This is a genomic window from Chromobacterium fluminis (assembly GCF_011602385.1).
In the GTDB taxonomy this organism is placed as follows: domain Bacteria; phylum Pseudomonadota; class Gammaproteobacteria; order Burkholderiales; family Chromobacteriaceae; genus Chromobacterium; species Chromobacterium fluminis.
In genome coordinates, this window is the sequence record NZ_JAAOMA010000026.1 from 1 (window position 1) to 25,632 (window position 25,632).

Genomic DNA, 25,632 nt, shown 5'->3' on the forward strand with positions numbered 1-25,632 from the left:
CAACAGGCCCGCCGCCCCCAGCGCCACCCGGCCAAATGCCGTGGGCAAGGCGCCCAGCGCCGGCGCAGCGATGCGCATGAACAAAAAGCTGCCGCCCCACAAGGCCGCCAACAACAGCAAACGACTCAAGCTCGCCATTCCCATGATGCCTCTCCCTTCGCCTTGTATTTAACTTTGCTAAACCAGATACTAAAATCATCAACCGTATGGATGCCGCAAACAAACGATTTTTCCTGCCTGACGATTTAGAAAATCTAAACCATATGCCCAAACCACCGCTGGAATCCCTGCGCTTCTTCGAAGCCGCCGCGCGCCGGCTCAGCGTCAAGCTGGCCGCCGAAGAACTGCACGTCACCCCCGGCGCCGTCTCCCAGCAACTACGCAAGCTGGAAGACTGCCTGGGCCAGCCGCTGTTCGAGCGCCGCGCGCGCGGCCTGACGCTCAACGCCGCCGGCCGCGACTACCTAGCCGCCTGCCGCCAAGCGCTGGACCTGATAGACCACGCCACCGCGCGGCTGACCGGCGCCCGCCGCGTAATCCTGCTCAGCTGCACCCCCTCGTTTGGCGCTCAATGGCTGCTGCCGCGGCTGCAGGGCTTCATGCGCGAGCACCCGCGGATCGACGTCCACGTCAGCACCGGCAACCGCGTGGTCGACCTCGCCGCGGAGAATATCCACTTCGCCGTGCGCCACGGTCTGGGCGACTACCCCGGCCTCAGCGCCTGCAAGCTGCTGGACGACGAACTGACGCCGGTATGCGCTCCCACGCTGCCGGCGCGGCTGGACGCCCTCCGCGGGGAACGGCTGCTGCACGACGAACACCGCGGCGACTGGCGGCTGTGGAGCCGCGCCGCCGGCCTGGAACTGGACTGCGAGCAAGGCGTGGTCTGCGTGGACTCCAACGCCGCCATCGAAGCCGCGCTGGCCGGCCGCGGCTACGCGCTGGCGCGACGCTCCTTGCTGCAAGCCGAACTGGCCTCCGGCCGGCTGCGCGAACTCCCCGCGCCGCCGCTGCGCAGCGCCCTCGCTTATTACCTGATACACCGTCCGGACCTCCTGCGCGACCCGGAAATGGGCGTCTTCAAACAATGGCTGCTGGAACAAGCCGCGGCCGCCCAAAACAAAAGCCCGCCGTGATGGCGGGCCTGCTTATTCAAAACCGTGTTGGACAGCGTCTTGGAACCTGTTCAAAGTCTCGCGAGCAAAGAGCGAGGCTTTAAAAATTCAAGGCCCAATCCGGCTGCAAATCCTTGATCAACTGCGGCGGCAGACGCTCGCCCTCCACCAGCAAGGAGCACTCCAGCGAGAAATGCTTAGGATCGGATTTGGAGGCCATCAGCAACAAACGCGGCACGTCCGCGTACTGCTGCGAAGGCTTGATGGTTTTCCACGCGCCCTTGTCCCATTGGCGGTACAGCGTACAGACACCGCCCTTTTCCTTGGAACAGGTGAATTTCAGATCCGGCCGCTGAGCCACGAACTGCTTGAGCGTCATATCCCGCTGCCCCAACAAGCGAAAGCCCCATTGATAGGTTTCCGACACGCCGTTGACGTCCATCGGGCTATTGGTGTTGTAGAAGTGCTCTTCCACGTAATTACGCAAGGCCCATTGCGGGGTCAGGGCTACCGGCTCCTCGATTGCGGAGTGACGCAGCAACGAGGTCAACCCTTCGGACGCGCCGCTGACGTCCTCCTCCATCTCCTGCGCCTGATCGCGAATAGGTTGCATCCGCAACGCGGCGCGGCCGTTCTCCACCGTCGCCGGCAGGCCGGTAATAGCCTTGCCGGGCTGGGCGATGTAGCGAAAGAAACTGCCGTCGCAATTGAACATCTGGCGCAGCGCCTCATCGTCGGCATGGGCGTGCAGGCTGAGCAACATCAAGAAGGGCAGGCATTTTTTCATTGGATTTGAACTGAGCTTTTTAGGAAGCCGACGATGCTAACATAGAAATTACATTTTCATTTTTTACTGTATTTTCAAGAATATACGCATTTATCATCGGCTGCCGCTCAATTGTCGAGCCCGCACCGCTGGGGCCCTCCCACCTTGCGCCGTCATGTCTCGCCGCTCCCAAACAACAGTATTCACGGCAAAATCAAAATGGGCTTGCAGTTTGACAACCAGTTGTCAATAATGGCAACCAGTTGTCAAATAGGAGCGCCGCATGCCATCAAAACCAATCCACCGCCCACAGCGCATCACCGACCTGATGCTGCTGATCTTCCGCCTGAACGGCACCCTGCTGGACAGAGGCGACCAACTAGTAGCCCACCTGGGCATCAATAGCGCGCGCTGGCAAGTGCTGGGCGCGGCGGGCCTGGCGGGCGAAGCGCAAACCGCGCCTCAAATCGCCGCCCGCATGGGCATCAGCCGCCAAGGCGCGCAAAAGCAACTGCACAAGCTGGTGGAGGAAGGCTATTTCGACGTGCTGCCCAACCCCCAACACGCCCGCTCCCCGCTGTACCGCCTGAGCGCCAAGGGGGAACGCACCGTGGCCGGCACCCAGCGCAGCCAGGCGCAATGGACGGAGCAACTGGCGCGGCATCTGCCCGACGCGGATTTCGACGCCGCCTGCCAAACCCTGCAACAACTGCTGAGCACGCTGGACACGCTCAGCCCCCCAATTGGAGAAGAGCCATGAACCGCATGCTCAAACTGATTCACTTCATCGCGCTGGCCCTGTTTCTGGGCAGCATCCTGGCCTGGGTCGTGCTGTCCGAAACCGGCCCGGCCGCCCCGGCCCTGCTGGCGCAAACGCGGCAGTACATCCATATCGGCACCTGGGCGCTGACCGTGCCCGGCCTGTGGCTGATGCTGATCAGCGGCCTGCTGCTGGGCTACCGGCGCTACGGCCCGCGCAACCGCTTCTTCCAGCTCAAGCTGGGCCTGACGCTGCTGATCCTGCTCAACGCCTCTTTCGTGGTGGTGCCGGCGGTGGACATGGCCAATCAACTGGCCCAAGCCGCGCTGCTTGAGGGTGCGGGCGGCGCGCTGGGCGCGGACTTCCACGCCGCGACTTTGCGCGAAGCCATAGGCGGCGGGCTCAACATCCTGCTGATCGTGATCACAGCCGCCGTCGGCGTCTGGCGGCCCGGCGTTCGCGGCCGCTTCAGGGCGGACAGCCATGGCGTCAACGCAGGCGCTGCTGCAGAAACTCGATGAAACGCTGAGTCTTGGCGGGCAGCAGGCGGGTTTCGGTCAGCGCGTACACCGGCACCGGCGTGCCCTGCCAGCCGGGCATGATGCGACGCAGGCCGCCGTTGCCCAGCTCGTCCGCCACGATTTCTGCCGGCATCAGCACAATGCCCATGTCCAAGGTCGCCAGCCGCTTGGCCAAGCCTATGCTGTTCAGGACAAAACGGCTGCTCGCCTCAACGCCCAGCTCCCGCCCGTCACGGTGAAAAGTCCACGCGCCGGGCTTCATCACGCTCAGACACTGATGCCCCGCCAGCTCCGCCGGGTTTACCGGCTCGCCCGCGCGGGCCAGATAGCCGGGCGACGCGTATAGATGCGGCGTCAGCGCGCCCAAGGTCCGCGCGATCAATTGCGAGCTCTCCGGCGCGCCCATGCGCACCGCCACGTCGAAAGGCTCGCTCACCAAGTCCACCCGCCGCGGCGTCAGGTCGAAGTCAAAACCGATGCCGGGATGGAGCCGCGCAAATTCAGCGATCATCGGCGCCAGATAGGTCACGGCGAAATCCACCGGCAGCGAAGCGCGCAACACGCCGCTGGGCTGGGCCAGCATATCGCCCAATTGCTCGTGCGCCAGCCGGGCCTCGTCGACGATGCGCCGGCAGCGCTCGTAATAAAGCCGCCCGGCCTCGGTCAGCTCAATCCGGCGGGTTGTCCGATGCAGCAGCCGCAAGCCTATCGACTTCTCCAGCGCGCCTATCCGCCGCGACAGCGTGGAGTTCGGCACCCTGGTCGCCTCCGCCGCGCGGCGAAAGCCCTTGGCCTTGACCACCTCGACGAACAAGGCCATATCGTTTAGCAATTCCACACCCATTGCTCCAAAAATGGATCAGTATTATCCAGAATACCCCATTTATCCCACAGGAAAAGCGCGAGATGATGGCGACACCCCCGACACCCCGGAGACAACGCCATGAACACCGTATTCCACCCCATCCGCCTCGCCGGCCTCAGCTTGCAAAACCGCCTGGCCATGGCCCCGATGACCCGCTCCCGCGCCCGGCCGGACGGCAGCCCGAGCCCGCTGACCGCCTGCTATTACGCCCAGCGCGCCGGCCTTGGCCTGATCATTTCCGAAGGCACCCAACCGTCCGACGAAGGCCAAGGCTACCTCGCCACGCCCGGCATCTACACCGACGCCCACGTCGCCGGCTGGAAACAGGTTACCGACGCCGTTCATGCCCAGGGCGGCCGCATCTTCATCCAACTGATGCACGCCGGCCGCATGAGCCACCCGGACAACACCCCGCGCCGTGAACCGGGCGTCGCGCCTTCCGCCATCGCCCCTGGCGCCGGCATGTTCACCGCCACGGGAATGCAGCCGATTCCCAGCCCGCGCGCGCTGAGCACCGAGCAAGTGCGCCAGACGGTGCAGGACTTCCGCCACGCCGCCCGCCGCGCCATTGAAGCCGGCGCCGACGGCGTGGAAATCCACGGCGCCAACGCCTACCTGGTCCAGCAATTCCTCGCGCCCAGCGCCAATACCCGCGATGACGAATACGGCGGCTCCATAGCAAACCGCGCTCGTTTCGCCATCGAAGTGGCCACCGCCATCGCCGAGGAGATAGGCCCGGACAAAACCGCCATCCGCCTGTCGCCCGGCCTGAGCCTCTGGGGCATAGACGAGGGCGAACAAGGCCCGGAACTGTACCGCTACCTTGTTGCCGAGCTGAACAAGCTGGGGCTGGCCTACCTTCACATCATGCACCTGGGCGACGAGGCCTTGCTGGCCGAGCTGCGCTCGCTCTGGCAAGGCGCGCTGATCCTCAACCGCCCGGGCCGCCCGCGGGAGCAAATCGGCGCCGATATCGCCGCCGGCCTGGCGGAGCTGGAATCCTACGGCGCCATGGTGCTGGCCAACCCGGACTTCGTCGAACGGCTCAAGCTGAATGCGCCGCTGAACGAGGCCGACAAGAACAGCTTCTACGGCGGCAACGAGCAGGGTTATACCGACTATCCCACCTTGCGCGACGCGCAGCCGGCTTAGAACGTGTTTACGATCTCGCGAGCTAAGGCGAGACCAGGCGTTGCGGCTGAGAAAGCGGAGTGCACTCACGGTACATGAGCATTTTGAGCCCGCTTTCTACGCCGTATCGCCGACGCGCAGCAGATTGCAAACAGGTTCTTAGGGGGCGGCTTCTTGGGCCAGGGCGGGCAGGCTCAGGCAGGCCAGTAGCAGCATGTACGCGGCGGGCTTCATTGGCGTCATTCTTTCTGGGCCAGCCGTTGTTGCAGAGTGTGCAGATTGAACACCAAGGCATGCGCGGCGACGCGGTGGATGCCGCGGGTGGCGGCATCGGGGCTGTCCGGGTCGGTGACCGGCGCGCGGGTGGTAGCAAAAGGCACGGTATCGGCCTGCTCCTGGCCGGCGTTCTCAGGGGTCACGCTGTTGGGCGCGGTGATCTGCGCCAGATAGGCCAGCAGCCGCGCGATGCCAGCTTGGGCGGCGCCGGCCTGCTTGGCGGCCAGCGCTGAGCGCAGGAGGCCGAATTCGCGCTTGAGCTGGCCGTACACTGCCGGTGCCAGCAGGCTCAGGCTGTAATCGTCATCGCGGTACCAGCTTTCGATTTCGGTCCACAACTGCGCGCTGAAGTCCTGGGCGTCAAAAGGCTCGGCCACCGCCAGCACCGGCGCCAGCAGCGGCAGCCAGCGGCCGTCTGCCCGTTCCATAGCGGTGATTTCGGCCTTGATGGCAGGGTCGTCGCTGTCGATGGCGTAGCTGCCAGGAAGCTGATCGATCCCGGAGAAACCCTGCACGGTGGCGATGCGGACCCCAGGCAGTTCCGGGCGCAGGATGGCGAAGTCGGCCGGCCCGCTATCCGGCGGCATGCCACGAGGTTTGTGGCCGGGTCGAGGCTGCCAGCCGTAACCGGCGCTGCCATCGCCTTGTTTGAAATTCGGTCGCCAGGCCTTAGGCGTGAGCAGATAGCGATGCCCTCCCCTAACAATGAGTTCGGCTCTGGCCTCTGAGCGTTGATTCCACCCGACCATCGCCGCTAGGTCCGTCTCCTTATCTCCGGTTTTCTTGGGAAACTCCTCGCTTTCCGGGATGATAAAGGCCTGGATCGGCACGCAGCAGATCCAGAAATAATCGATGTTCTGCGCCGCCTGCGGGCCATTGCTCAGGCGATACCCATAGCTCAGCGTTTGCTCGGCGCCGGTGGCTAGCGTGCTGCGCAGCCGCGGCTGGATCTTGTTCTGCAACACATAGCGGAAAGTTCTGACCTGGTCTTCATCCGGGTCGTATTCGCGGACCTGCCAGACATCCTGGCCGGGCAGCTGGGTAAGGCTGTTCTGCACGGGGGCGGGGGCAGCGCTGTCCTGGGCCAGCACGGGCAGGCCCAGGCAAGCCAGCAGCAGTGCATAGTATGCGCTCAGTTTCATCGGGCTCCCTCTTTCTTGACAGGTTTGGTCTTGGCTTTGGCGGGTTTTACCTGGCTCTCAGCCGGCTTGGTAGCGGCTTTGGGCTTCTTGGCTTCGGCTTCGGCTCTTGCCAGCCAGCCGCCGGCATCCTTGCACTCTCTTTGGGTGCCGTTGGGGGCGGTGCCCTCCAGGTAGACGTGTAGATGTTCTACGTCGCCCTGATCGGAGTGCCAAAGAATCTTGGTGGTGGGCAGCCGATTGCTCAGCGCATTGGGCTTGTCGGACTTGCTGCACTGGTCCTTATAGACAGCCGCCCTGATGTCCAAGGTGACCTGCTTAGTACGCAGATCCACCGCGGTGCCGGCACCATGATCGAAGTGCGACGGCCACCATTCGCCGGAGATGTCGAACAGGCCGCCCCAGGGCAACGCGGCGTCATTGACCCCAACCGGCTTCCAGCCAGCGTCATTCATCGCATCAATCATGACCCTTAGGTTCTCAATCGATGGTTTGGTCAAGTAATGCCGCTGCTCATGTTTTTCATTGCGGCCGCCAATCAACTGGGCCTTGCCTGTGGCGGGGGTATAGGGTTCCAGGTTGGGCACCTTCACGGTGACGACTCCTTCGGAACTGTTGCAGCCAGGCTGCACGCATTCCGCCTTCAGACGGTGAATGCCGGCAAATTCCGGGGCGGAGAAAAACAAGGGGATTTGGCCTTGGGCATCGCTGCGCAGCGTGGTGACGATTTCTCCCTGCTGGTTGGCTCTGAGTTCGGTTTTCCCCTGAAACAGCGCACCCAGCGGACGCGGGCCTGTGTGCTTGCTTTTGGGGTGGCTGCCGCTGTCTTCTTCCACGGTCTGAGTCAGTTTGACTGCTTGGCCGGCCAGCGGCTTGCCGTCGCCGCCCAACACTCGCACCCTGACCCGGCCTTGCCAGGGCTGCAACTTGGCCGGGTCGAGGCGGTGTATATTCTTGTTCTCCTCCTTGCTCTTATACGCGGCCTGACCCTTGAGCTTGCCCTTGCGCTTGAACGTAAAAGACGCGCCAACGCCTGCCGGCTTGAGTTTCGTCGAGACATCGATGTGAATGACTTTGGATGAGGAGCGCCGACACCATTGTTGCTGAGCGTCCAGCACATAGCCGGCCTCGCAGGCTTTGACGCATTGGCTCGGCCCAGCCCTGGGACGCGGCGGCGCGGGCGCGGGCGCCAGCGGCTGGCCATGGTCATCTAGCCGGGCGGGCGGCGGAAAACCATTGTCCGGCGGCCCGCTGTCCGCGGTGGCGGCCGCGCGGGCCGGGACGATGCCGGAGCCGGATACGAGCGTATCCTGCCCGGGCGTCAGGCAGCGGGCGGGCGTGGCCGCCTTCTTATCTTCGTCCTGGTCTTGCGCCTGTACTGGCGGGGCTGGGGTGATGACGGCCCAGATCAGCGCGCCCAACAGTGTCTTTCCATGAGGTCGCATGGCGTTTTTCCTGTATCAGCGGCTTGCCTCATCCTGCAGGCGGATCCGGTATTCCGAGATGGTCAGCCTCAGACCAGGCTTGGAGAGCAGCGTTTTCCGGTCCACCACCAGCCGCCAGTTGCCACGATCCAGTTGGCGAAAAAAGGCGACGACGCCCAGATATTGCGTCTCCTGGGACAGCGGCATGCTGGTATGCATGCCGGTGCTGGGGGCGACGGTAAAGCTATCCGCGGACAGCGCGTCATAGGCCAGCACAGCCTGGTCCTGATCAAGCAAGGTCTGATAGAGGGCGTTGTCAAAAGCATCTCGCTGTCTCAGTTGGTAGATACGCACCACGACCGACAACGCATTGCCCGCGCTGTCGGCATTGGCGGTGTTGTCCGTGACAATGCCGATATCGAACACGTCCTGTTTTTTGGGGAAGACGGTTCGATAGGCGTTGCTGGCGGCATCGGACAGCGTTTGCATGGCACTGCAGCCAGTCAGCAACAAGACGAGGTGAAGCGCGACAAGGTATCGGAACATAAGCCCTCCAGGAATATGATGAAGGAAGCGATACGGCCAAGCCGGCCTCAGTCGAGCATTTAAATTTCGTAGGGTCAAGGCAGCGCGGTCGCACTGCTCTCCGCACCCAAGCCAAGGAAAACGCGCCATTGGGCGCCTCGAAAAACCGTCATGAGCGGCTCGGCTCCCGCTCCGGTCTTCCCCCATACCCTGCCAGCACCGTATCCACGACGAAGCCGCAAGCTTGCCCACGCCTTCCACGCTTTCTTTAGCCGTTTTCGCCTTGTCTCGCTCTGGCTCGCGAGATTTTGAACAGGTTCTAAGAGCCGCTAACACAACCTCGCAGAGAAGCTGAGCCAAGGCGCGCCGACGCAGGCAGTACAAGTCGTACGACAAGGAGGCGCAACGCAGGATCAGGGGTTTTGTTAGCGGGTCTAAGCAGAAACCCGCCTCCCGGCGGGTTTCGTCACTAGGCCATCAAGCGGCTCAACGCTTACGCTTACGCTCCAGCCACGCCATCAGATCCCGGCTGCGCTGCAACTGGTGCATCGCCTCCACGTGGCGGTACAGGTTCAACTGCCGCCCGGCCACGCACAGCAAGGTCTCCAGATAGTTGAAAAAGCCGCGGCGCAAGCCGTTGCGGTGGCTGTTGTCGCTGTGATCCATATCCCTGGCAATGCGCAGCAGCAAGCCGCGGCCGGCGTCCAGCTCATTGCTTTTCAGCCACTGCGCCAAGTGCGCGGCGTACTGGCGGCCCAGCATGCAGGCCTCGGCGTAATCCTCGGGTTCGGCCGGCTGCCAGTAATGCGGATGATTTCGCCCCGGAATGAAGCGGACAAAAGGCAGGCGGGTTGCCTGGATTTCCACGGAAGCACAGCGGTACTGCGAGCGCCGCAGCGCCGGCTGTTGCGGGGGAACGCTGTCCTGCTGGACGGCGGGATCCTTGGAATGGGATGGAGTGGATTCGATGTTGGGCATCGGACGGACTGGCTTCGCCATTGCAACCTCCTTAAATGAAGGGCCTGGCCGACAAAGCGGCAAGGCGGGCACATGACAAGGCTAGTCTCACCGCTCCCTCCGGACCGGCGCGCCCATGGGCGCCCCCGCCATGGCCCGCCCAGATTTTAGGCAAAGCAATAGCAATCGGACACGAAAAAGCCGCGAAAACGCGGCGTGTCCGCCGGGGGAGATTGCAGGAGACTAATCCTGGCGCTGTTTGTGCGGCAGCGCGGGGCCATTGTTGGCTAGATGGCGAGGGGAGTCAAGCCAGAGCGGCTCCGGTTCATAGCAAACGAGATCGACTCGCCTGTTAGCTGCGAAGCTGGCCGCGTATCCGACGCGCCCCTGCTCCCTTCAAGCCTGCCGTCGGGTGGCAGGCCCGAGGTTTTAAGCGGCTGCTTGTTCGAGCAGCGCGACGTTAGCGCGCTGCGAGTTCAGCCGCGCCTCGGGACTGACGGGAACCGGCGGGAAGCCGTAGGCCTGGCTTGCAGGGCGGCCTTTGGGGTAAAGGGGAATTTGGCCGCGCAAATTCCCCTTTCCGTTCGCCGGGCGGAACCGGCCCTAAATCATCATCCGCGTAGCGGACGCCATCAATCGCATCATTTACTGGACTTTAATGCCTTTAGCACGTTTACCACCTGATCTAAACCATCTAAAACAGAAGGTATTTTTGCCTCATCAGCAACAACACCAGAGAAAATTAACGACTCAAATTTTTCCAGCCCAACATCACCCCTCTCCTTCTTAAAATCAATATATGTTTCAATAAATTGGAGGCATGATTTTTTATTTTTTAATTGAAGAATCTGTCCCGATGTACTCTTCCAATCCATCAAAGACATTCTAAAGAAGTAAAACAAAATCAGCTCAACAGTGGCCAGAGGGAGTGCATGCAGCAAATACCCACCCCACCCAGAATCACTCGACTGAAAAGTCAAAACAAATCCCAAAACTGGAATCACCAACATCAGAACTCCCAGCCAGAACATACGCTTCCGTTCTGTCGCATTCCTTTCTTCAACACTAGCTATCAAATCAGTGAACCCCGCGGAGAATCTAGCAAAATTAGCGCTCCCCAAAAAACCTTGCAACTTAACAACTAGCGAATCAAATTCTTTTTTTGCCAAATTATGCTCTTGTGAAAGCTTATCAAACCGTCCCTCATTCGCACTTACACTCACTCTCAAACTTTCAAACTTTGAACTCAGCTCTTCATCATCATTTTTACGCTTATTCGCCAACCATTCAGCAACCATCTCATTCAGAAAAAAAACCACACTTGATGATCCCGTGCATTTTTTAGCCCATGTAATATAGCGCATTACAGCATCATTAGATGTTGACAAAAGCCTTCCCGAGTCTTTTTCCAAGCCATCTAGGAAATAGGGCCATGCAAATTTAGCCACACATTCTGCATAAGAGTTTTCATCGTCAAAAACAAAGAAACCATTTTCAGCAACCACATGCAAACGAGCCACATTCTCATGCCCACTCTCCAAAAGATCAGCCAACTCTCTGATCAGATCGGCCAACCGATCATTCTCCGATGAACCTTTAAAACTTCGCAAAGAGGCTATTAGCTTACCAAAGTCACTCATATCACCCCACCCTAAAATATAAAAACAAAGATGCAATTATATTGCACACAACATAGAATTTCATCTACTTAATTGCCAAAAGCATTTTCCAAACAAATTAAAAAAACCCGCCTCTCGGCGGGTTTCTTCACTTCCAGATCAGGCTTAAGTTCAAGCCAACTTAGCCAACTGCACCTTGATCTTGTCCAGCTTGTCGTTCAAGTCGGCCAACTGCGCCTTGTCGCGCTCCACCAGGTGGGCCGGGGCTTTGTCGACATAGCCCGGCTTCTCCAGCTTGGCGCTGAGCTTGGCCAGTTCGGCTTCCGCCTTGCCCTGCTCTTTGCTCAGACGCGCGGTTTCCGCGGCCTTGTCTACTTCCACCTTCAGCATCAGGCGGGCGTCGCCGGAGATGGCCACTGGGGCGTCGTCTTCCGGCAGCGCGGCAACGATGGAGCCTTCGGTCAGCCGCGCCAGCAGCTTGAGGTAGGGCACGAAGTCCGCCACCGTGGCGTCGCCGGTTTCGATGAACAGCGGCGCTTTGACGGCCGGGCCGATGCCCATTTCGCCGCGCAGATTGCGCACCGCGTTGACCATGTCCTTGAACGCGTCCATGCGGGTGTTGGCGGCGGCGTTGATCTTGCCGGCGTCCGCCACCGGCCACGGGGCCAGCATGATGGACGGGGCGCTCTTGGCGTTGGCCAGCGGGGCCACGGTCTGCCACAGCTCTTCGGTGATGAAGGGCATCAGCGGGTGGGTCAGGCGCAGCGCCACTTCCAGCACGCGGACGATGGTGCGGCGGGTGGCGCGCTGCTGGGCTTCGTTGCCGGTTTGCAGCTGCACCTTGGCCAGTTCCACATACCAGTCGCAGTACTCGTTCCAGATGAATTCGTAGATGGTCTGGGCGGCGATGTCGAAGCGGTAGGTTTCCAGCGCGTTGGTGACGTCGATTTCGGCCTGTTGCAGGCGGCCGATGATCCACTGGTCAACGAAGCTGAATTCCAGCGGCAGGCTTTCGTCCTGGCCGCAGTCCTTGCCTTCCACGTTCATCATCACGAAGCGGGTGGCGTTCCACAGCTTGTTGCAGAAGTTGCGGTAGCCTTCGGCGCGTTTGAAGTCGAAGTTGACGCTGCGGCCCAGGGTGGCGTAGCTGGCCATGGTGAAGCGCAGCGCGTCCGCGCCGTAAGGCGGGATGCCTTCCGGGAACAGCTTTTCCGTGGCCTTGGCGATGGCCGGGGCTTTTTCCGGGCGGCGCAGGCCGGTGGTGCGCTTGGCCACCAGCGGTTCCAGCGCTATGCCGTCGATCAGGTCCACCGGGTCGATGACGTTGCCCTCGGACTTGGACATCTTCTTGCCTTCGTGGTCTCGCACCATGCCGTGGATGTAGACGTCGCGGAACGGGACCTTGCCGGTGAAGTGCTTGGTCATCATGATCATCCGGGCTACCCAGAAGAAGATGATTTCGTAGCCGGTCACCAGCACGTTGGAGGTGAGGAAGGCGCGCAGTTCGGGGGTGTCTTGCGGCCAGCCCAGAGTGGAGAACGGCACCAGGGCGGAGCTGAACCAGGTGTCCAGCACGTCTTGTTCGCGGCGCAGGGTCTTGCCCGGCGCTTGCGCCTGGGCGTCGGCCTCGCTGCGGGCCACGTAGATGTTGCCGTCTTCGTCGTACCAGGCCGGGATTTGGTGGCCCCACCACAGCTGGCGGCTGATGCACCAGTCCTGGATGTTTTTCATCCACTGGTTGTGGGTGTTGACCCAGTTTTCCGGGATGAAGCGCACTTCGCCGCTTTCCACGGCTTCAATGGCTTTGGCGGCGATGGATTGGCCGGTGGGGTCCGGATTGCCGTCTTTGTCCAGGGCCACTTTGTCCATGGCGACGAACCATTGGTCAGTCAGCAGCGGTTCGATCACGGTACCGGTGCGGTCGCCGCGCGGGACCATCAGTTTGTGCGGCTTGGTATCCAGCAGGTAGCCCTGGGCTTGCAGGTCCGCCAGCATGGCTTTGCGCGCGTCCTGGGTGCTGAGGCCGGCGTAGGCGGCCGGCAGTTCGATCGTGCCTTGGGCGCTGCCGTCGAAGCCGAAGATCTGGGCCTTGGCCAGGATTTTAGCTTCCAGGCTCATCACGTTGATGAGCTGGGTGCTGTGGCGCTTGCCCACTTGGTAGTCGTTGAAGTCGTGCGCCGGGGTGATTTTGACGAAGCCGGTGCCGAACTCTTTGTCCACGTATTCGTCCGCGATCACCGGGATCTGGCGGCCGGTGAGCGGCAGTTCCAGCTGCTTGCCCAGCAGGTGCTGATAGCGCTCGTCGTCCGGGGCGATGGCCACGGCCACGTCGCCCAGCAGGGTTTCCGGGCGGGTGGTGGCGACGGTAACGAATTCGTCGCTTCCCACCACTGGGTATTTGATGTGCCACATGTGGCCGTCTTCTTCCTCGGAAACCACTTCGAGGTCGGAGATGGCGGTGCCCAGCTTGGAGTCCCAGTTGGACAGGCGCTTGCCGCGGTAGATCAGGCCTTGTTCAAACAGGCGGACGAAGACTTCGGTCACCACTTCGGCGCGGGTGTCGTCCATGGTGAAGTATTCGCGGCCCCAATCCACGGAGCAGCCCACGCGGCGCATCTGGCTGGTGATGGTGCCGCCGGATTGTTCTTTCCATTCCCACACTTTGGAGGTGAAGGCGTCGCGGCCCAGGTCGTGACGGTTGACGCCCTGCTCGGCCAGTTGGCGCTCCACCACGATTTGGGTGGCGATGCCGGCGTGGTCGGTGCCGGGAATCCACACGGTGTTGTCGCCCTTCATCCGGTAATACCGGGTCAGACCGTCCATAATAGTCTGATTGAAGGCGTGCCCCATGTGCAGGGTGCCGGTGACGTTGGGCGGCGGCAGCTGGATGGCGAAAGACGGTTTGGCGGTGTCCATGCTGGGCTTGAAGTAGCCGGCCTGTTCCCACTGCGCGTACCAGCGACGTTCGATGTCGCCGGGTTCAAAGCTTTTGGCAAGTTCCATGGTGATGAATCGTAGTTCTTCTAGAATGGAAAAAATGGGTCGATTATACCCGGTTTTGGAGTGTTCTCCGAGAGCCGGCGCGGGCGAATCAGGCGGTAGCCAAGGGATAAGCGGACGATGAGCGAAGAAACGCGCGTTTTGGTGATTGAAGACAGCATGGTGTTGATCCGCCCCTTGTGCCGCATGGTGGAGGAAATCGGTCTTTCGCCGCTGCCGGTGTGCTCGCTGATCGAGGTGCGCGAGGCGCTGGCCACCGGCCAGCATTTCCTGGCGGCGGTGGCGGATTACAATTTGCCGGATTCACCCAGCGGCGAGCATTTGCCGCTGTTGTTCCAGCAGGCGATTCCCACCATTGTGCTGACTTCGCGCACCGACGGCGAGGTGCGCGACCGCATCTTGCAGCTGCCGGTGGTGGATTACGTCAGCAAGGAAAGCCCAGCGGCCTTTGATTACGTGATGCGGATGCTGACTCGCATCCGCAAGAATCCGGGCATCAAGGTGCTGGTGGTGGACGATTCCGCGTCCTATCGCCAGTTTTTGCGCGAGAACCTGGAACGCCACCGCTACCAGGTGCTGGAGGCGGAGGACGCCAAGCAGGCGCTGGAGATTTTGCACCGCGACAAGCTCATCAAGCTGGTGCTGAGCGACAACGATATGCCGGGCATGGACGGGGTGCGGATGACCAGCACGATACGGCGTTTTCTGGATCACGACCGCCTGGCCATCATCGGCATTTCCGGCAACCAGGACCCCACCATGACCACGCGCTTCATCAAGGCGGGGGCGGACGATTTCCTGCAAAAGCCGTTTAACTTTGAGGAGTTTTTCTGCCGCGTCACCCGCAATGTGGAGTTTGTGGAGAATCTGGAGTCCCTGAAGGAAACCGCGGACCGCGATCCGCTGACCGGCCTGTCCAATCGCCGGCATTTTTTTGAGCAGGTGATGCAGTTGAAGAACGGCTACGGGGTGGCGGTGCTGGACATCGATCATTTCAAGCGGGTGAACGATCAGTACGGCCACGATGTGGGCGATCAGGTGATCTGCAACACCGCGCGGCTGATGGAGCAGTTTTTCCCGGACGGCATTGTGGCGCGCTTTGGCGGCGAGGAGTTTGTGATTCTCAGCCCCAGCCCCATCGAGCTGGACATGGTGTGCCGGCTGGAAAGCCTGCGCTTGGCGCTGGAAAGCTGCATCCTGACCACGGTCAAGGGCGGGCTGCGCTATACGGTGAGCATAGGCGTGGCGGCGTCCGACATGCCGGAGATCAGCCGGCTGCTGAAGCTGGCGGACGAGCGGCTGTATCACGCCAAGCAACACGGCCGCAATCAGGTGTGCGGCGGCTGAGCTGAGAGGCTACGGGACACCTCCCCTTCCTGTGTTGCGCCTCCTTGTCACACAGCTGCACCGCCTGCGTCGGCACGCCTTGGCTCAGGTTATCTGCAAGGCTTTATTAGCGGTTTTTATCAAATTTTTAAATAATAGCCTCCTGCCCCCCGGCATTTACAGCCTTAGCCAACACTCCATCCTTTGACACCGCAGCCAGTATATAAAGACAAAGCTCGTGAAAAATCTCCTGTTCCGAACGGTTTACATCCAGCACCGGGTAACCTCTCTCACTCGCAAGTTCGAGCAAACAAGCTCTGACTTTGTCTTGATGTCGAATAAAAGAAGCGTCAGAGCAAGCGTAATCACAACCAGACTCATAAGGATGGTGTAGGTGCCCTCGAGCGACGATCACACGCGGATCAAGATCAAACAAGATGGTCAGTTCTGGCTCAGGAAAAAAGAGACACACATTTTTCAGCCATTGCCGCGACACCCCCAAAGCCGCTTCTGTCGCAAAATGCTTTTGCCAATAACCATCTAAAAAGACAATTTCTTCAGCTTGTGCTGGCTGCCCCTTTATTAACACCGCATTCATGTAAATCAGCCACAGCGCTCGGCACTCATCCCTCATTTTTGGTAAAAAATGATGAGCTAACTGTTCATAATTACACCCGAAAAAATCACATTCTGGGAAGTGCTCTTTATCAAAGATATCTCGCTTTGCCAAACTACGCGCCGAAATACCAAACTCGTTCCGAACCCAGGCTTCCAAAAGCCTGATTTGCGTGGTCTTTCCGCAACCATCCCCTCCCAAAATATTGATCAGCATGGGTTTCCCACCTTGTCAAAACTTACTCTAGCTTGCGGTTCCAATCCTGCGAGCAGGGGAATATCCAAGCCAAACATTTTCACTGCGTTATCATGAACAATTGCTTGAGCCTCCGCCAAAGGCACTCCCTCCAACAACTCATTTACAAAATCGAGAGAACGCGGGTTCGTAGACTGCTCATGTGGAAAGTCAGAGCCCCACATCAACTTACCCACACCGATCTCGTGACGCGCCGCAATGGCCAAATCATCATAAATCAATGAAATCCATACATTTCTGGAAAAATAATAACTTGGACGTTCCTTAATGCAAGCTCCTTGCATTCTTTGTCGAATTCTCCGCTCATACGTCCAATCCATTTGCCAGAGAAAGTAAGGCACCCACGCCGCTTCATGCTCAGAAGACTCAATTCGTAACGTGGGGTGTCTTTCAAAAACGCCTCCAAATATCATATCGGCCAGTGACATTCTTACCCAATATTCGGCATTGACTCTCAAACTATAATTAACCTCTGGAAATGGAACGCCATAAGGACCATTATGATTGGTCAGCACATGCAAGGAAAGTGGCATGCCCAACTCTTCTGCGGCAGACCACAACGGCTCGTACTCAGGTTTAGCGTAAGAATGCTCCTCACCTGGATATACACTAATGATACCGCCCACCATTCCACGTTTACGTGCCCGATACAGTTCGGCCACAGCATCTTTCGGGTCATAGTTATTCAACATCGCAACAGCTTTAAGCATGCGTGTATTTTCACTACAAAACTCTACAATCCAATCATTATAGGCCCGACAAATAGCACCAAACAGCCCCGCATCATTAATGCAGTAATTCGTTATGCCCTGAGTTGGACGAATAATGGCGGCACAAATTCCATCGGCCAAATTACTCTTCACATATTCAGAGGGCACATAAGCTGCTGGATCCACTTGGTCAAACGTTGAATGTGTCAGCACAGCACCACGAGAAGGAATAGTACTTGCTTCAAGTGCAATACTACCCGAGCGCTTCTTTCTGCCGCTAACCGACCCAATCCGCCTGCCATCAAATTGCCACCAATCCGAGCCATCGATACGCACAACCCGTGGAGCGACATCTCGATAACGGGCATCTATCCTTTTTGTCCAAAGATCAGGAGGTTCAATGATATGGGAGTCCGATGAGACTAATTGCTTGAGGCGATAAGCCGAGCCAAGATTATGCTTTTCCGTCATGACACTACCTCGTTTTCCAAAGATTGAATGAGGCCGCGGCTCTCAAGAACCAACTGGAAGTCGCGGATTGCATCAGCCAAATCGACCGGCGGAGCAGAGGTTAAGGTACTTAAAATATGGATGACCTGACTCTCAAAGGTCACCCCATCAAAATAAAGGAGCAACTCATACGCGAATTCATTCAACGCGATCGTTCCTCCCTCTCCAATAACACTCAGCACATATTTACCATCACCATAACGAATACGACAGCTCAACTCCAGTTTTCCCAACACAGTATGTGCCAGATTTCTCTCGTCCAGTTCAGATACATCCGGCATCATTAAGCGATTAGTCTTTATTTCCACAACAGGCAGCAAAGATTCATTGGCAAAAAACCGGCGCTGCCCCCATGGCACAATAATGTAAGCCAATTGCAGCAAGCGGCCTAACTGATCGTGAACAGAGCGCCGGTCACTTTCACAACGTAAATACAATCCATCAAGGGCTGCCACGGCATCAGCCATCTCCAAGCCACCAGGCAAACAAAACCCATTCGTAGATAATTGCAGATCCATCAACTTTCGAATACGCCATTTTTCGGCTGGATTGGTATTGCCGGTAGCCGCCAACAATGCTGCTGCAAGATAACTGAGAAAATGTTGCAACAAGAATCTGGCACTGCTGTAGTCCCTCACTTCAAGCAGACCAATGATATCCACATGTAGTGAATCCATCCAAGCCAGAGCATGGTCGAATAAAACTCTAGATAAACGACGCGCGTCTACCTTACTTACCACTTCCTGAAAATCAACCTCGTTCCCCAGGGGCAGCCCAATACGTAAGTTATGTAAGAACTTCAGCTCTGTCGGCGTAAAGGCTGTTGCGGAAATACGGTGATCTCTAGGTTCATCTGATGGCAGCGAGGCCAGACGAGCCAGCATTTCATCCACTTTGCACCGACTAACCACCTCTATATCAACCGTGGCTCCATCTAATGAAAAAACAGCTAAAGAATCGTTGATTAAACGATCACCCATCTCTCTATCTGTCAGAAGGTAAACATCCAAATCAGACTGTCTATTGCCCAGCCCTTCCAGTAAAGAGCCCGTAACATATATCACCTCGCCATCGACGGGGTTGAACTTCTCTCGGATAAAAGCAGCTAACCGCTCCGAGTCCAGCCGATGACTGCGCAGGTAACTATCAAGATCCATAGATACGCATCACTCAAACGTGAAAAGAGACAATGCCTGCTTGCGCTTCTATAATCCCCGCAATAGCCGGCAAACGGTTTGGATCATTAGCTAACAGACGCAATGTGGCTTTGAAAGGCTCGGAAGCGGTACCGTCAAGCGAACGCGAAGCGATATCGGCCGCTTCTTCCAGTAAGCCATCACTGGCCAAAATTTGTGCTAGATAAACGGCGGAATGAGTATCTGTGGATTGCAGTTTGAGAGCGGCCTCGTAAGCCTGCCGTGCTTGAACCATATCACCAGCTACTCTGTAGGCATCCCCTAATACTGTCTGCACCGAGACGGGATGGCCGGTAATGTCATTGAAAATAAAACTCGGATACTTCTCCGCCAGCTGAATAGCAAGAGGCAAACCCTTTCTGACATCAGCGTCCTTCAGGTAGGTGATAACAAAACGCACTCTGGCCTCAATATTTTTTCCATTCACCTGAATTGCACTACAATAGCATTCCCTCGCCAAACGATACGTTTGAGCTATTTCGCGAATCTTGCCAGATGCGAGCAAGGCTGCATCCTCCTTCTCCTTCTGAACCTCTCGAAGCAGGTCTTCGACGACGCTAAGTATCAGCTTGCCTTTTGCAACAGCCTCATCAAGCTTGGATTGATTACGCGACATATCATTTGCTCCCAAGTTGTTGCTTAAAAAATGCAAAAAAATGAGGCGTTGGATTGAGTACCACCACGCCTAACTAAGTAAAGCGCCAAGCAAACAGCGCCCACTAGTAAATTAATGTCGTAGTCATTTGATTTTTCAACAATTGAAAATACTTAGTGCAATCCACCACAACCGATCCTCATCTGGCTGAAATTTTTCTACATCAAGCAAAACAACCCCAGCAAAACCATGAGACGAAGAGGGGCTCCTCGGCTCTGGGCCCGCTTGCATCTCTCATGTTGGCCAGCTCTATAACCTTTTTCTTGCCCGCTTTTAACCAGCGCAGGACCCGCCCCGCCCGAATGGCCAGTTCGCCGTTTGTTTGCGCTGGGACGCAGCCTATAATGACATCGCTTTTTCCGTTCCTTCCGCGCGGCCCCGCGCTTCCCCCGGAGCCGGCGTTTCAACCGGACATCCGCCATGAGCCATCATCATCCGCACGGACCAGGCTGCGCCTGCTGCACTCTTCCTTTGTTGGCTCAGTTGCACGATGAGCTGTCTGAACGGCCGGATTGGCAGGACGAGGCCAAGCGGCTGATCCGTCAGCAGGAAAAGCATTTGCTGCCGCCCTCTCCGCCTCAGACGCTGATCATTTACGGCGGACCCATCCATACTTTGGCCAGCAGCGGGCGGCAGACGGTGGACGCCGTCGGCATCGCCAAGGGCCGCATCGTGGCCACTGGGTCACGCGAGGAGGTGCGGCAGGCCATGGCCGCCGCCGGGCATAAAAAACCGGAGGAGATGTCGCTGGAAGGCGCCACCTTGCTGCCCGGTTTCGTCGATCCCCATATGCACATCCTGCCCAGCGCGCTGTTCTCGTCCTGGCAGTACGTGGGCGCGTTCTCCGGCCAGACGCTGACGCCGGATTACGGCATCGCCGGCGTGGAGAGCACGGTGCGCGCGGCGCTGGCCGACCCCAAGAAGCAGCAAAAGTCCAAGGACGGCACGGCCTGGGTGCTGGGCTTCGGCCTGGATCCCTCGCTGATGCGGACCTGGACCGAACCGGATCTGGACTGGTTCGCCCAGTTTGGCGACAAACTCCCGATTTTCCTGATGAACGCTTCCGGCCACATCGGCTACGCCAACGCGCCGGCGCTGGCCAAGGCCGGCATCAGCCCGGAATGCAAGGGGGTGTTGGTGGAGGAGCAGGTGCTGCAGATGATGCCGGCGCTGCCCTCCCCGGCCCCGGCCACTTTGCTCGCCAGCATCAGCCAGGTGCTGCACGGCGCGGCCAAGATGGGCAATACCACGCTGTTCGACGCCGGCCTGGGCTCCGGCAAGGGGCTGTTCGAGGTCTTGCTACTGGACTTGGTGGCCCAGACCGCGCTGAACCCGGTGCGCATCGCCGCCGCGCTGTTTTCCAACGAAACCCGGCAGATGGACGAGTGGACGCGGCTGTTCCGCCCGGACCTGGACGGCATGGAGGACAAGCGCTTCAGCATCAAGGCGCTGAAACTGGTATCGGACGGCTCCAACCAGGGGCTGACCGGCTATCAGACCGAGGCCTACAAATGCTATCCGGAGCATCAGGTGCCCAATGTGCCGGCCACCGGCTTGTTCAATTTCCGCCCGCCCAGCGCCTTCGCCCCGCATTTGCGGCAGGCGGTGGAGCACGGCTGGCCGGCCATGGTGCACGCCAACGGCGACCGCGCCATCGACGAGGTGCTGCAGGCTTACGAGCACGCGCTCAACCACCCCTCCGCGCCGCTGCGGCCGGATTGCGCCGGCACGCGGCTGCGCCATCGCATCGAGCACGCTTCGCTGTTGACCGACGAGCACATCTCCCAAATGGCGCAGCTTCAGCTGTCGCCCAGTTTTTTGATAGGCCACGTCGGCTATTGGGGCCGCGCCTTCCAGCAAACCATTCTGGGCGAGGCCCGCGCCAAGCTGCTGGACCGCTGCCTGTCCGCCAAGCGCGCCGGCCTGCGCATCAGCCTGCATTCGGATCACTTCGTCACCCCGCTGGGCGGCTTGCGCATGATGGAGCAGGCTATTTTCCGGGTGATGGAGGCCGCGCCGGAACAGGCCGGCGGCAAGCCGGCGCTGAACCCGGCGGAGCGGCTGGACCGACTCAGCGCGCTGCGCGCGGTAACGCTGGACGCCGCCTGGCAATGCCATATGGACCATATCGTCGGTTCGCTGGAGCCGGGCAAATTGGCGGACTTGGTGGTGCTTGAACAGGATCCGCTGGACCCGGCGGTGAGCAATCTGCGCGATATCCCGGTGCTGCAGACCTGGCGTTCCGGCGCGCCGGTGTATCTGCACGCCAAGCTGGGTTGCGCGACGGAGTCGGCGCCGCCGGCCTGACGCGCGCGACATCCCTGTGCATCAAACCTGGCTGGCCGGCAAGCCGGTCTACCACAACCCCAAGACGCACTGAGCGGCGCCCGCCGCGCAAAACAAAACCGGCCGGAATCATCCGGCCGGTTTTTGCGTTCCGCCCTCTTCCGCCGCGCGGGCCGAGAGCGGGACCTAGACTCAATGCGCCACGGACTTGGACATCAGATTCATCACCAAGACCCCGGCCACGATCAGGCCCATGCCTATCATCGCCGGCGCGTCCAGCTTCTGACCGTACATGACCCAGCCGACGATGGAAACCAGCACGATGCCGACGCCGGACCACAGCGCGTAAGCCACCCCCACCGGGATCTGGCGCAGGGTCAGCGACAGCATGTAGAAGGCCAGCATATAGCCGGCGGCCGTCAGCAAGGATGGGCCGATCCGGGTAAAGCCGTCGGAGGCCTTCAGCGAGGAGGTGGCGATCACCTCGCTGACGATGGCGACGGCCAGGAACAACCAGGTTTTCATTCAAGACTCCAGTTCGGCGCAAGGCTTGCCGCCGCGCTCGCGCAGCTTGGCGCGCAGCGTGTCGTACAGCCAGTTGAATACATAAGTGTAAGGCAGGAAGAAGGCGAAGAAGCCCAAATCCAGCAGGAAAGCCTGCCAGTAACTGACGTTCAGCCACCAGGCCGCCAGGGGCACCAGCATGAACACCAGACCGCCCTCGAACATCAGCGCGTGCAAGGTGCGCACGCCCACCGTGCGGCTCCAGCCCATCGCCGCTTCCAGGCGGTCGAACAGCATATTGAACACCATGTTCCACAGCATGGCCGCGGTGGACATCATGAAGGCCAGCGCGCCCATATGCAGCAGACTTTGCTCCATCACCAAGGAGGCCAGAGGCACCAGCAGGGCCATCGCGCACAGCTCGTACATCACGGCGTGGAAGCCGCGCTCCAGCCAGGATTTTTGTTTGTTCATTTTATTTCCCAATCATGACCGTTTAAAGAATCCGTTCACGATCCGCTGCGCGTCGGCGGGATGATTAGACAGAGGCCTTGAAACCGGCTTCGAAATGCTCATGTACCCTGTGTACACTCCGCTTTCTCAGCCGCAACGCCTTGTCTTGCCTTAGTTCGCGAGATCGTGAGCTTTAAGATAGTCGCTATTCTGATTGGTTTTTCGGATGGTTAAAAAATAATAACCATCGGCAAAACCGATACATCAAGCCAGCCCTGCTCGGGCGCGGCGCAGCCGGGACAGCAAAGCGGCGCGCACGCCGTCGTACAGCCAGTTGAAGACAAAGGTGTAAGGCAGGAAGAACAGGAAGAAGCCGATGTCCAGCAGGAAGGCCTGCCAGTAGCTGAGCTCCAGCCACCACGCCACCAGCGGCACCAACAGCACTACCAGCCCGCCTTCGAACAACAGCGCGTGCACTACGCGCAGCGCCGGGGTGCGGGCCCAGCCGCGCAGCCGCTCCAAGCGCTCGAACAAGGCGTTGAACACGATGTTCCACGACATCGCCACCGTGGTCATCATCAGGGCCAGCACGCCGATCTGCGCGGTGTCCTGGCTCAGCAGCCAGCTGGCCATCAGCATCAGCAGCATGACGGCGCACAATTCATAAGCGATGGCGTAGAAGGCGCGCTCCAGCCAGGATTTCTTTACTTGCATCGAGTCTCCTTGATCCGCTGCGGCGCTCACACGGCCGTCGCGGCTTGGTTAGCAGGACAATGACGCGATTTTTATTGGTTTTTCGGATAGGATAAAGATAGGTTTAATCGGAGAAACCGATATGAGCATGTCGCTAGACGCGCTGGCGGCGTTTGCCAACGCCGCCGAACTGGGCTCGTTTTCCGCCGCGGCGCGGCGTCTGGGCAAGAGCCAATCCACCATCAGCGAGGCCATCGCCAATCTGGAGATAGACCTGGCGGTGCAGTTGTTCGACCGCGGCAGCCGTCAGCCGGCGCTGACCCAGGCCGGCCGCCACCTGCTGGGCTATGCGCGGCAGATGCTGGCCATTGGCGATGAATTGAACCAGCAGGCGCAGTTGCTGACCGCCGGGCTGGAGCCGCGGCTGACCCTGGTGCTGTCGGACACGTATCAGTCTTCGCGTTTTCAGGAAGTGACGCGGCAACTGGAACAGAACTTCGAGGCGCTGGAACTGGAATGCCTGGTGGGCGAGCAGGACGATGTGCTGGATTTGATCCAGACCGGACGCGCCCACCTGGGCTGCATGGCGGCGCAGAAACAGTACCCGGCCGATATCGGCCACGCCACGCTGGGAGAGGTCAGCGAGGTGGCCCTGTACGTGGCGCGCAGCCATCCGCTGGCGGCGCTGGAGCAGGTGGACCGGCAGGCGCTGAGCGGCCACCGCGAACTGCGGCTGAATACTTACACCGAAAGCAAGCCGGACACGCTGAGCCGACGCTGCTGGTTTGCGCCCAGCTATCTGATGCTGCTGGAAATGGCGATTCTGGGCGCCGGCTGGGCCGAGTTGCCGCGCTGGCTGGCGGATTCCTTCGGCGCCGGCCGGCTGAGCGAACTGCATGCGCCGGGCTGGCCCAAGGCGCGCCACATTGACCTGGTGTGGTCGCGGCGGCGGCCGCTGGGCCTGGCCGCCGTCTGGGTGCGCGAGCAGTTGCTGCGCTCCTGACCACGCCGCCGCGCCATGGCGCCAAGCGCGGCGGACCGCAAGGCCCTCAGCCGCCGGGCATCGTCATCGGCCGCAGAATCCACATCGGCGGCCGGCCGGGATGCAGCTTGCGCAGCCGCAAGGCCGGCGGAAAGATTTTTTCCATGCCGAAGCCGAAGGCCAGAGTGCGATCAGCCTGGCTGACGATGTTGCCGGGCTGGGAGAACACATCCCAGCGCTGATTGGGCAAGGCCGGCTCCGGCAGCAGATCCAGCTGCAAGGGCGAGCCGTCGGCCGCTTCATTGGCGGCGATCACCAATTGATTGCCGCTGGTGGCCAGCGCGAACAAGCCCCGGTCGAAGTCGATATTGAACAAGGCGGCGAAATTGTTCTGGAACGGCTGCAGGCTGAGCCGGGAGCCCTTGATCGAGTCGTCGGCCACGATGGCGTAATCCGGGAAATAGGCCGAGGTGATGAAATACGAAGTGCTGCTGAAACCCATCTCTTGCTCCTTCCGTAAACCCAAAAAGCGGCGGCGGGCCTTAGAACCTGTTCAAAGTCTGCTGCGCTTCAGCGATACGGCGTTGAAAACAAGCTCAAAATGCTCATGTACCACTCGTACATTCCACTTTTTCGCTCGTTTTCGCCTTGTTTCGCCCTTGCTCGCAAGCCCTTGAACAGGCTCTTTGCGCCCGCCGCCGCGATCTTTGCCCTTCGCTTACTTAAGCGGTTTCCAGCACCAGTTCCGAGCGCTGAGCCGAGGTCAGCGGCTTGAGCGCCCATTGCTGCGCCGGCGAAGCGTTGAACTCGTACAACCAGATCAGGCTGCCCACGCCGCCACGGCTCTGGTTGTCGATCACCAGATTCGGGTTTTGACGGCTGGCGATAAAGCCAGGGCGGGAGAACAGGTCCCATTGCTGGCTGAGCGAGGACGGGTTGTACGGACGCAGCACCAGCGGCTTGCCGCTGGCCAGATCGGAAATGTCGATCACCAGCTGGTTACCGCTGGTGGCCAGCGCCAACACGCCGCTGGCGAAGTCGATGTTGAACAGCGAGAGGAAGTTGCCTTGAATGGCGCGCAAGGACAGTTGGGAACCGCTCATCGAGTCATTGGCGGTAATGCCCAGCGTGGTGTTTTGGCTATAGGTAAGGAAGTAAGGAACGCTAGAGAAAGACATATGGCAACCCCCATGTTTATGCCAATCAATTATTGGCTTTCTCAAACTAGCAAGGTTTTCCCGTATTGCAAGCACAGGTCCGAAACCAGCCGCGCCCGGCGTAAAATCCACTCAAAAACCTCATCATAAACAAGAACTTAGACGTCGATAAGTGAAATTGCTTAAATTCG

General features: G+C 59.4%; 24 protein-coding genes. 7 read left to right on the top strand and 17 right to left on the bottom strand.

What is annotated here, in order from left to right; all coding sequences use genetic code 11:
- The first annotated feature begins 263 nt into the window (after window positions 1–263).
- Complete coding sequence (locus tag HA052_RS17285; RefSeq protein ID WP_166452837.1) at window positions 264–1,136, top strand: LysR substrate-binding domain-containing protein; 873 nt, start codon at window positions 264–266, stop codon at window positions 1,134–1,136.
- Between the two features lie 79 nt (window positions 1,137–1,215).
- Here the strand turns inward: HA052_RS17285 and HA052_RS17290 are convergent, their stop codons facing one another.
- Window positions 1,216–1,902 (bottom strand): hypothetical protein, encoded by a 687-nt coding sequence (locus tag HA052_RS17290; RefSeq protein ID WP_166452838.1) that lies wholly within the window; start codon window positions 1,900–1,902, stop codon window positions 1,216–1,218.
- A 262-nt stretch (window positions 1,903–2,164) separates the two neighbouring features.
- On the opposite strand from HA052_RS17290, the gene HA052_RS17295 reads away from it, so the two are divergent.
- A complete protein-coding gene (locus tag HA052_RS17295; RefSeq protein WP_166452839.1) occupies window positions 2,165–2,641 on the top strand; it encodes a MarR family winged helix-turn-helix transcriptional regulator in 477 nt (158 codons plus the stop codon).
- A complete protein-coding gene (locus tag HA052_RS17300; RefSeq protein WP_166452840.1) occupies window positions 2,638–3,162 on the top strand; it encodes a hypothetical protein in 525 nt (174 codons plus the stop codon). Before HA052_RS17295 ends, HA052_RS17300 begins: the two co-directional genes overlap by 4 nt.
- Here HA052_RS17300 and HA052_RS17305 read toward each other — a convergent pair.
- Window positions 3,131–4,000 carry a LysR family transcriptional regulator gene (locus HA052_RS17305; RefSeq protein ID WP_346774570.1) on the bottom strand — a complete coding sequence of 290 codons (870 nt, stop codon included), beginning with the start codon at window positions 3,998–4,000 and terminating at the stop codon, window positions 3,131–3,133. The two genes, HA052_RS17300 and HA052_RS17305, sit on opposite strands and share 32 nt — an antisense overlap.
- Window positions 4,001–4,105: 105 nt before the next feature.
- Here HA052_RS17305 and HA052_RS17310 point away from each other — a divergent pair, with 105 nt between their 5' ends.
- Window positions 4,106–5,179 (top strand): alkene reductase, encoded by a 1,074-nt coding sequence (locus HA052_RS17310; protein WP_166452842.1) that lies wholly within the window; start codon window positions 4,106–4,108, stop codon window positions 5,177–5,179.
- Between the two features lie 218 nt (window positions 5,180–5,397).
- Here the strand turns inward: HA052_RS17310 and HA052_RS17315 are convergent, their stop codons facing one another.
- The 6 genes from HA052_RS17315 to HA052_RS17340 all read right to left on the bottom strand — a co-directional run bounded on the left by HA052_RS17315 (window position 5,398) and on the right by HA052_RS17340 (window position 14,101).
- Window positions 5,398–6,576, bottom strand: coding sequence for a hypothetical protein (locus HA052_RS17315; RefSeq protein ID WP_166452843.1), 1,179 nt, complete (start codon window positions 6,574–6,576; stop codon window positions 5,398–5,400).
- Complete coding sequence (locus HA052_RS17320) at window positions 6,573–8,018, bottom strand: hypothetical protein (RefSeq protein WP_166452844.1); 1,446 nt, start codon at window positions 8,016–8,018, stop codon at window positions 6,573–6,575. The genes HA052_RS17315 and HA052_RS17320 overlap by 4 nt, the downstream gene beginning before the upstream one ends.
- 15 nt (window positions 8,019–8,033) lie before the next feature.
- The gene (gene tssJ / locus HA052_RS17325; RefSeq protein ID WP_346774571.1) at window positions 8,034–8,729 is read right to left on the bottom strand and encodes a type VI secretion system lipoprotein TssJ; all 696 of its coding nucleotides are present in this window, start codon (window positions 8,727–8,729) and stop codon (window positions 8,034–8,036) included.
- A gap of 279 nt (window positions 8,730–9,008) precedes the next feature.
- Window positions 9,009–9,521, bottom strand: a complete 513-nt coding sequence (locus tag HA052_RS17330; RefSeq protein WP_166452846.1) for a hypothetical protein — start codon at window positions 9,519–9,521, stop codon at window positions 9,009–9,011.
- 599 nt (window positions 9,522–10,120) lie between these two features.
- A complete protein-coding gene (locus tag HA052_RS17335) occupies window positions 10,121–11,119 on the bottom strand; it encodes a hypothetical protein (protein WP_166452847.1) in 999 nt (332 codons plus the stop codon).
- A gap of 150 nt (window positions 11,120–11,269) precedes the next feature.
- Window positions 11,270–14,101 (bottom strand): valine--tRNA ligase, encoded by a 2,832-nt coding sequence (locus HA052_RS17340; RefSeq protein ID WP_166452848.1) that lies wholly within the window; start codon window positions 14,099–14,101, stop codon window positions 11,270–11,272.
- 117 nt (window positions 14,102–14,218) lie between these two features.
- Here HA052_RS17340 and HA052_RS17345 point away from each other — a divergent pair, with 117 nt between their 5' ends.
- Complete coding sequence (locus HA052_RS17345) at window positions 14,219–15,445, top strand: diguanylate cyclase (RefSeq protein ID WP_166452849.1); 1,227 nt, start codon at window positions 14,219–14,221, stop codon at window positions 15,443–15,445.
- Between the two features lie 127 nt (window positions 15,446–15,572).
- Here the strand turns inward: HA052_RS17345 and HA052_RS17350 are convergent, their stop codons facing one another.
- Genes HA052_RS17350 through HA052_RS17365 form a run of 4 tightly spaced genes read right to left on the bottom strand, consistent with a single transcriptional unit; the run spans window position 15,573 to window position 19,327 of the window.
- Window positions 15,573–16,256, bottom strand: coding sequence for a dTMP kinase (locus HA052_RS17350; RefSeq protein ID WP_166452850.1), 684 nt, complete (start codon window positions 16,254–16,256; stop codon window positions 15,573–15,575).
- Window positions 16,250–17,476: an amidohydrolase family protein gene (locus HA052_RS17355; RefSeq protein WP_166452851.1), complete on the bottom strand. Its 1,227-nt coding sequence runs from the start codon at window positions 17,474–17,476 to the stop codon at window positions 16,250–16,252. Before HA052_RS17355 ends, HA052_RS17350 begins: the two co-directional genes overlap by 7 nt.
- Window positions 17,473–18,672, bottom strand: coding sequence for a nucleotidyltransferase family protein (locus HA052_RS17360; protein ID WP_166452852.1), 1,200 nt, complete (start codon window positions 18,670–18,672; stop codon window positions 17,473–17,475). Before HA052_RS17360 ends, HA052_RS17355 begins: the two co-directional genes overlap by 4 nt.
- A 13-nt stretch (window positions 18,673–18,685) precedes the next feature.
- Window positions 18,686–19,327 (bottom strand): hypothetical protein, encoded by a 642-nt coding sequence (locus HA052_RS17365; RefSeq protein ID WP_166452853.1) that lies wholly within the window; start codon window positions 19,325–19,327, stop codon window positions 18,686–18,688.
- A 459-nt stretch (window positions 19,328–19,786) separates the two neighbouring features.
- On the opposite strand from HA052_RS17365, the gene HA052_RS17370 reads away from it, so the two are divergent.
- Window positions 19,787–21,673, top strand: coding sequence for an amidohydrolase (locus HA052_RS17370; protein WP_166452854.1), 1,887 nt, complete (start codon window positions 19,787–19,789; stop codon window positions 21,671–21,673).
- Window positions 21,674–21,844: 171 nt separating this feature from the next.
- On the opposite strand, the gene HA052_RS17375 is transcribed toward HA052_RS17370, so the two are convergent.
- The 3 genes from HA052_RS17375 to HA052_RS17385 form a co-directional block, all read right to left on the bottom strand.
- Complete coding sequence (locus tag HA052_RS17375; protein WP_081544619.1) at window positions 21,845–22,177, bottom strand: DMT family transporter; 333 nt, start codon at window positions 22,175–22,177, stop codon at window positions 21,845–21,847.
- Window positions 22,178–22,630, bottom strand: coding sequence for a multidrug/biocide efflux PACE transporter (locus tag HA052_RS17380; RefSeq protein WP_081544618.1), 453 nt, complete (start codon window positions 22,628–22,630; stop codon window positions 22,178–22,180). It lies immediately after the preceding gene.
- A gap of 243 nt (window positions 22,631–22,873) precedes the next feature.
- Complete coding sequence (locus HA052_RS17385; protein WP_081544617.1) at window positions 22,874–23,323, bottom strand: multidrug/biocide efflux PACE transporter; 450 nt, start codon at window positions 23,321–23,323, stop codon at window positions 22,874–22,876.
- 121 nt (window positions 23,324–23,444) lie between these two features.
- On the opposite strand from HA052_RS17385, the gene HA052_RS17390 reads away from it, so the two are divergent.
- Window positions 23,445–24,305: a LysR family transcriptional regulator gene (locus HA052_RS17390; RefSeq protein ID WP_081544616.1), complete on the top strand. Its 861-nt coding sequence runs from the start codon at window positions 23,445–23,447 to the stop codon at window positions 24,303–24,305.
- A gap of 46 nt (window positions 24,306–24,351) precedes the next feature.
- Here the strand turns inward: HA052_RS17390 and HA052_RS17395 are convergent, their stop codons facing one another.
- Both HA052_RS17395 and HA052_RS17400 read right to left on the bottom strand, forming a co-directional pair.
- Window positions 24,352–24,786 (bottom strand): hypothetical protein, encoded by a 435-nt coding sequence (locus tag HA052_RS17395; RefSeq protein WP_166452855.1) that lies wholly within the window; start codon window positions 24,784–24,786, stop codon window positions 24,352–24,354.
- A 220-nt stretch (window positions 24,787–25,006) separates the two neighbouring features.
- Window positions 25,007–25,462, bottom strand: a complete 456-nt coding sequence (locus HA052_RS17400) for a ricin-type beta-trefoil lectin domain protein (protein WP_081544614.1) — start codon at window positions 25,460–25,462, stop codon at window positions 25,007–25,009.
- Between the last annotated feature and the right edge of the window lie 170 nt (window positions 25,463–25,632).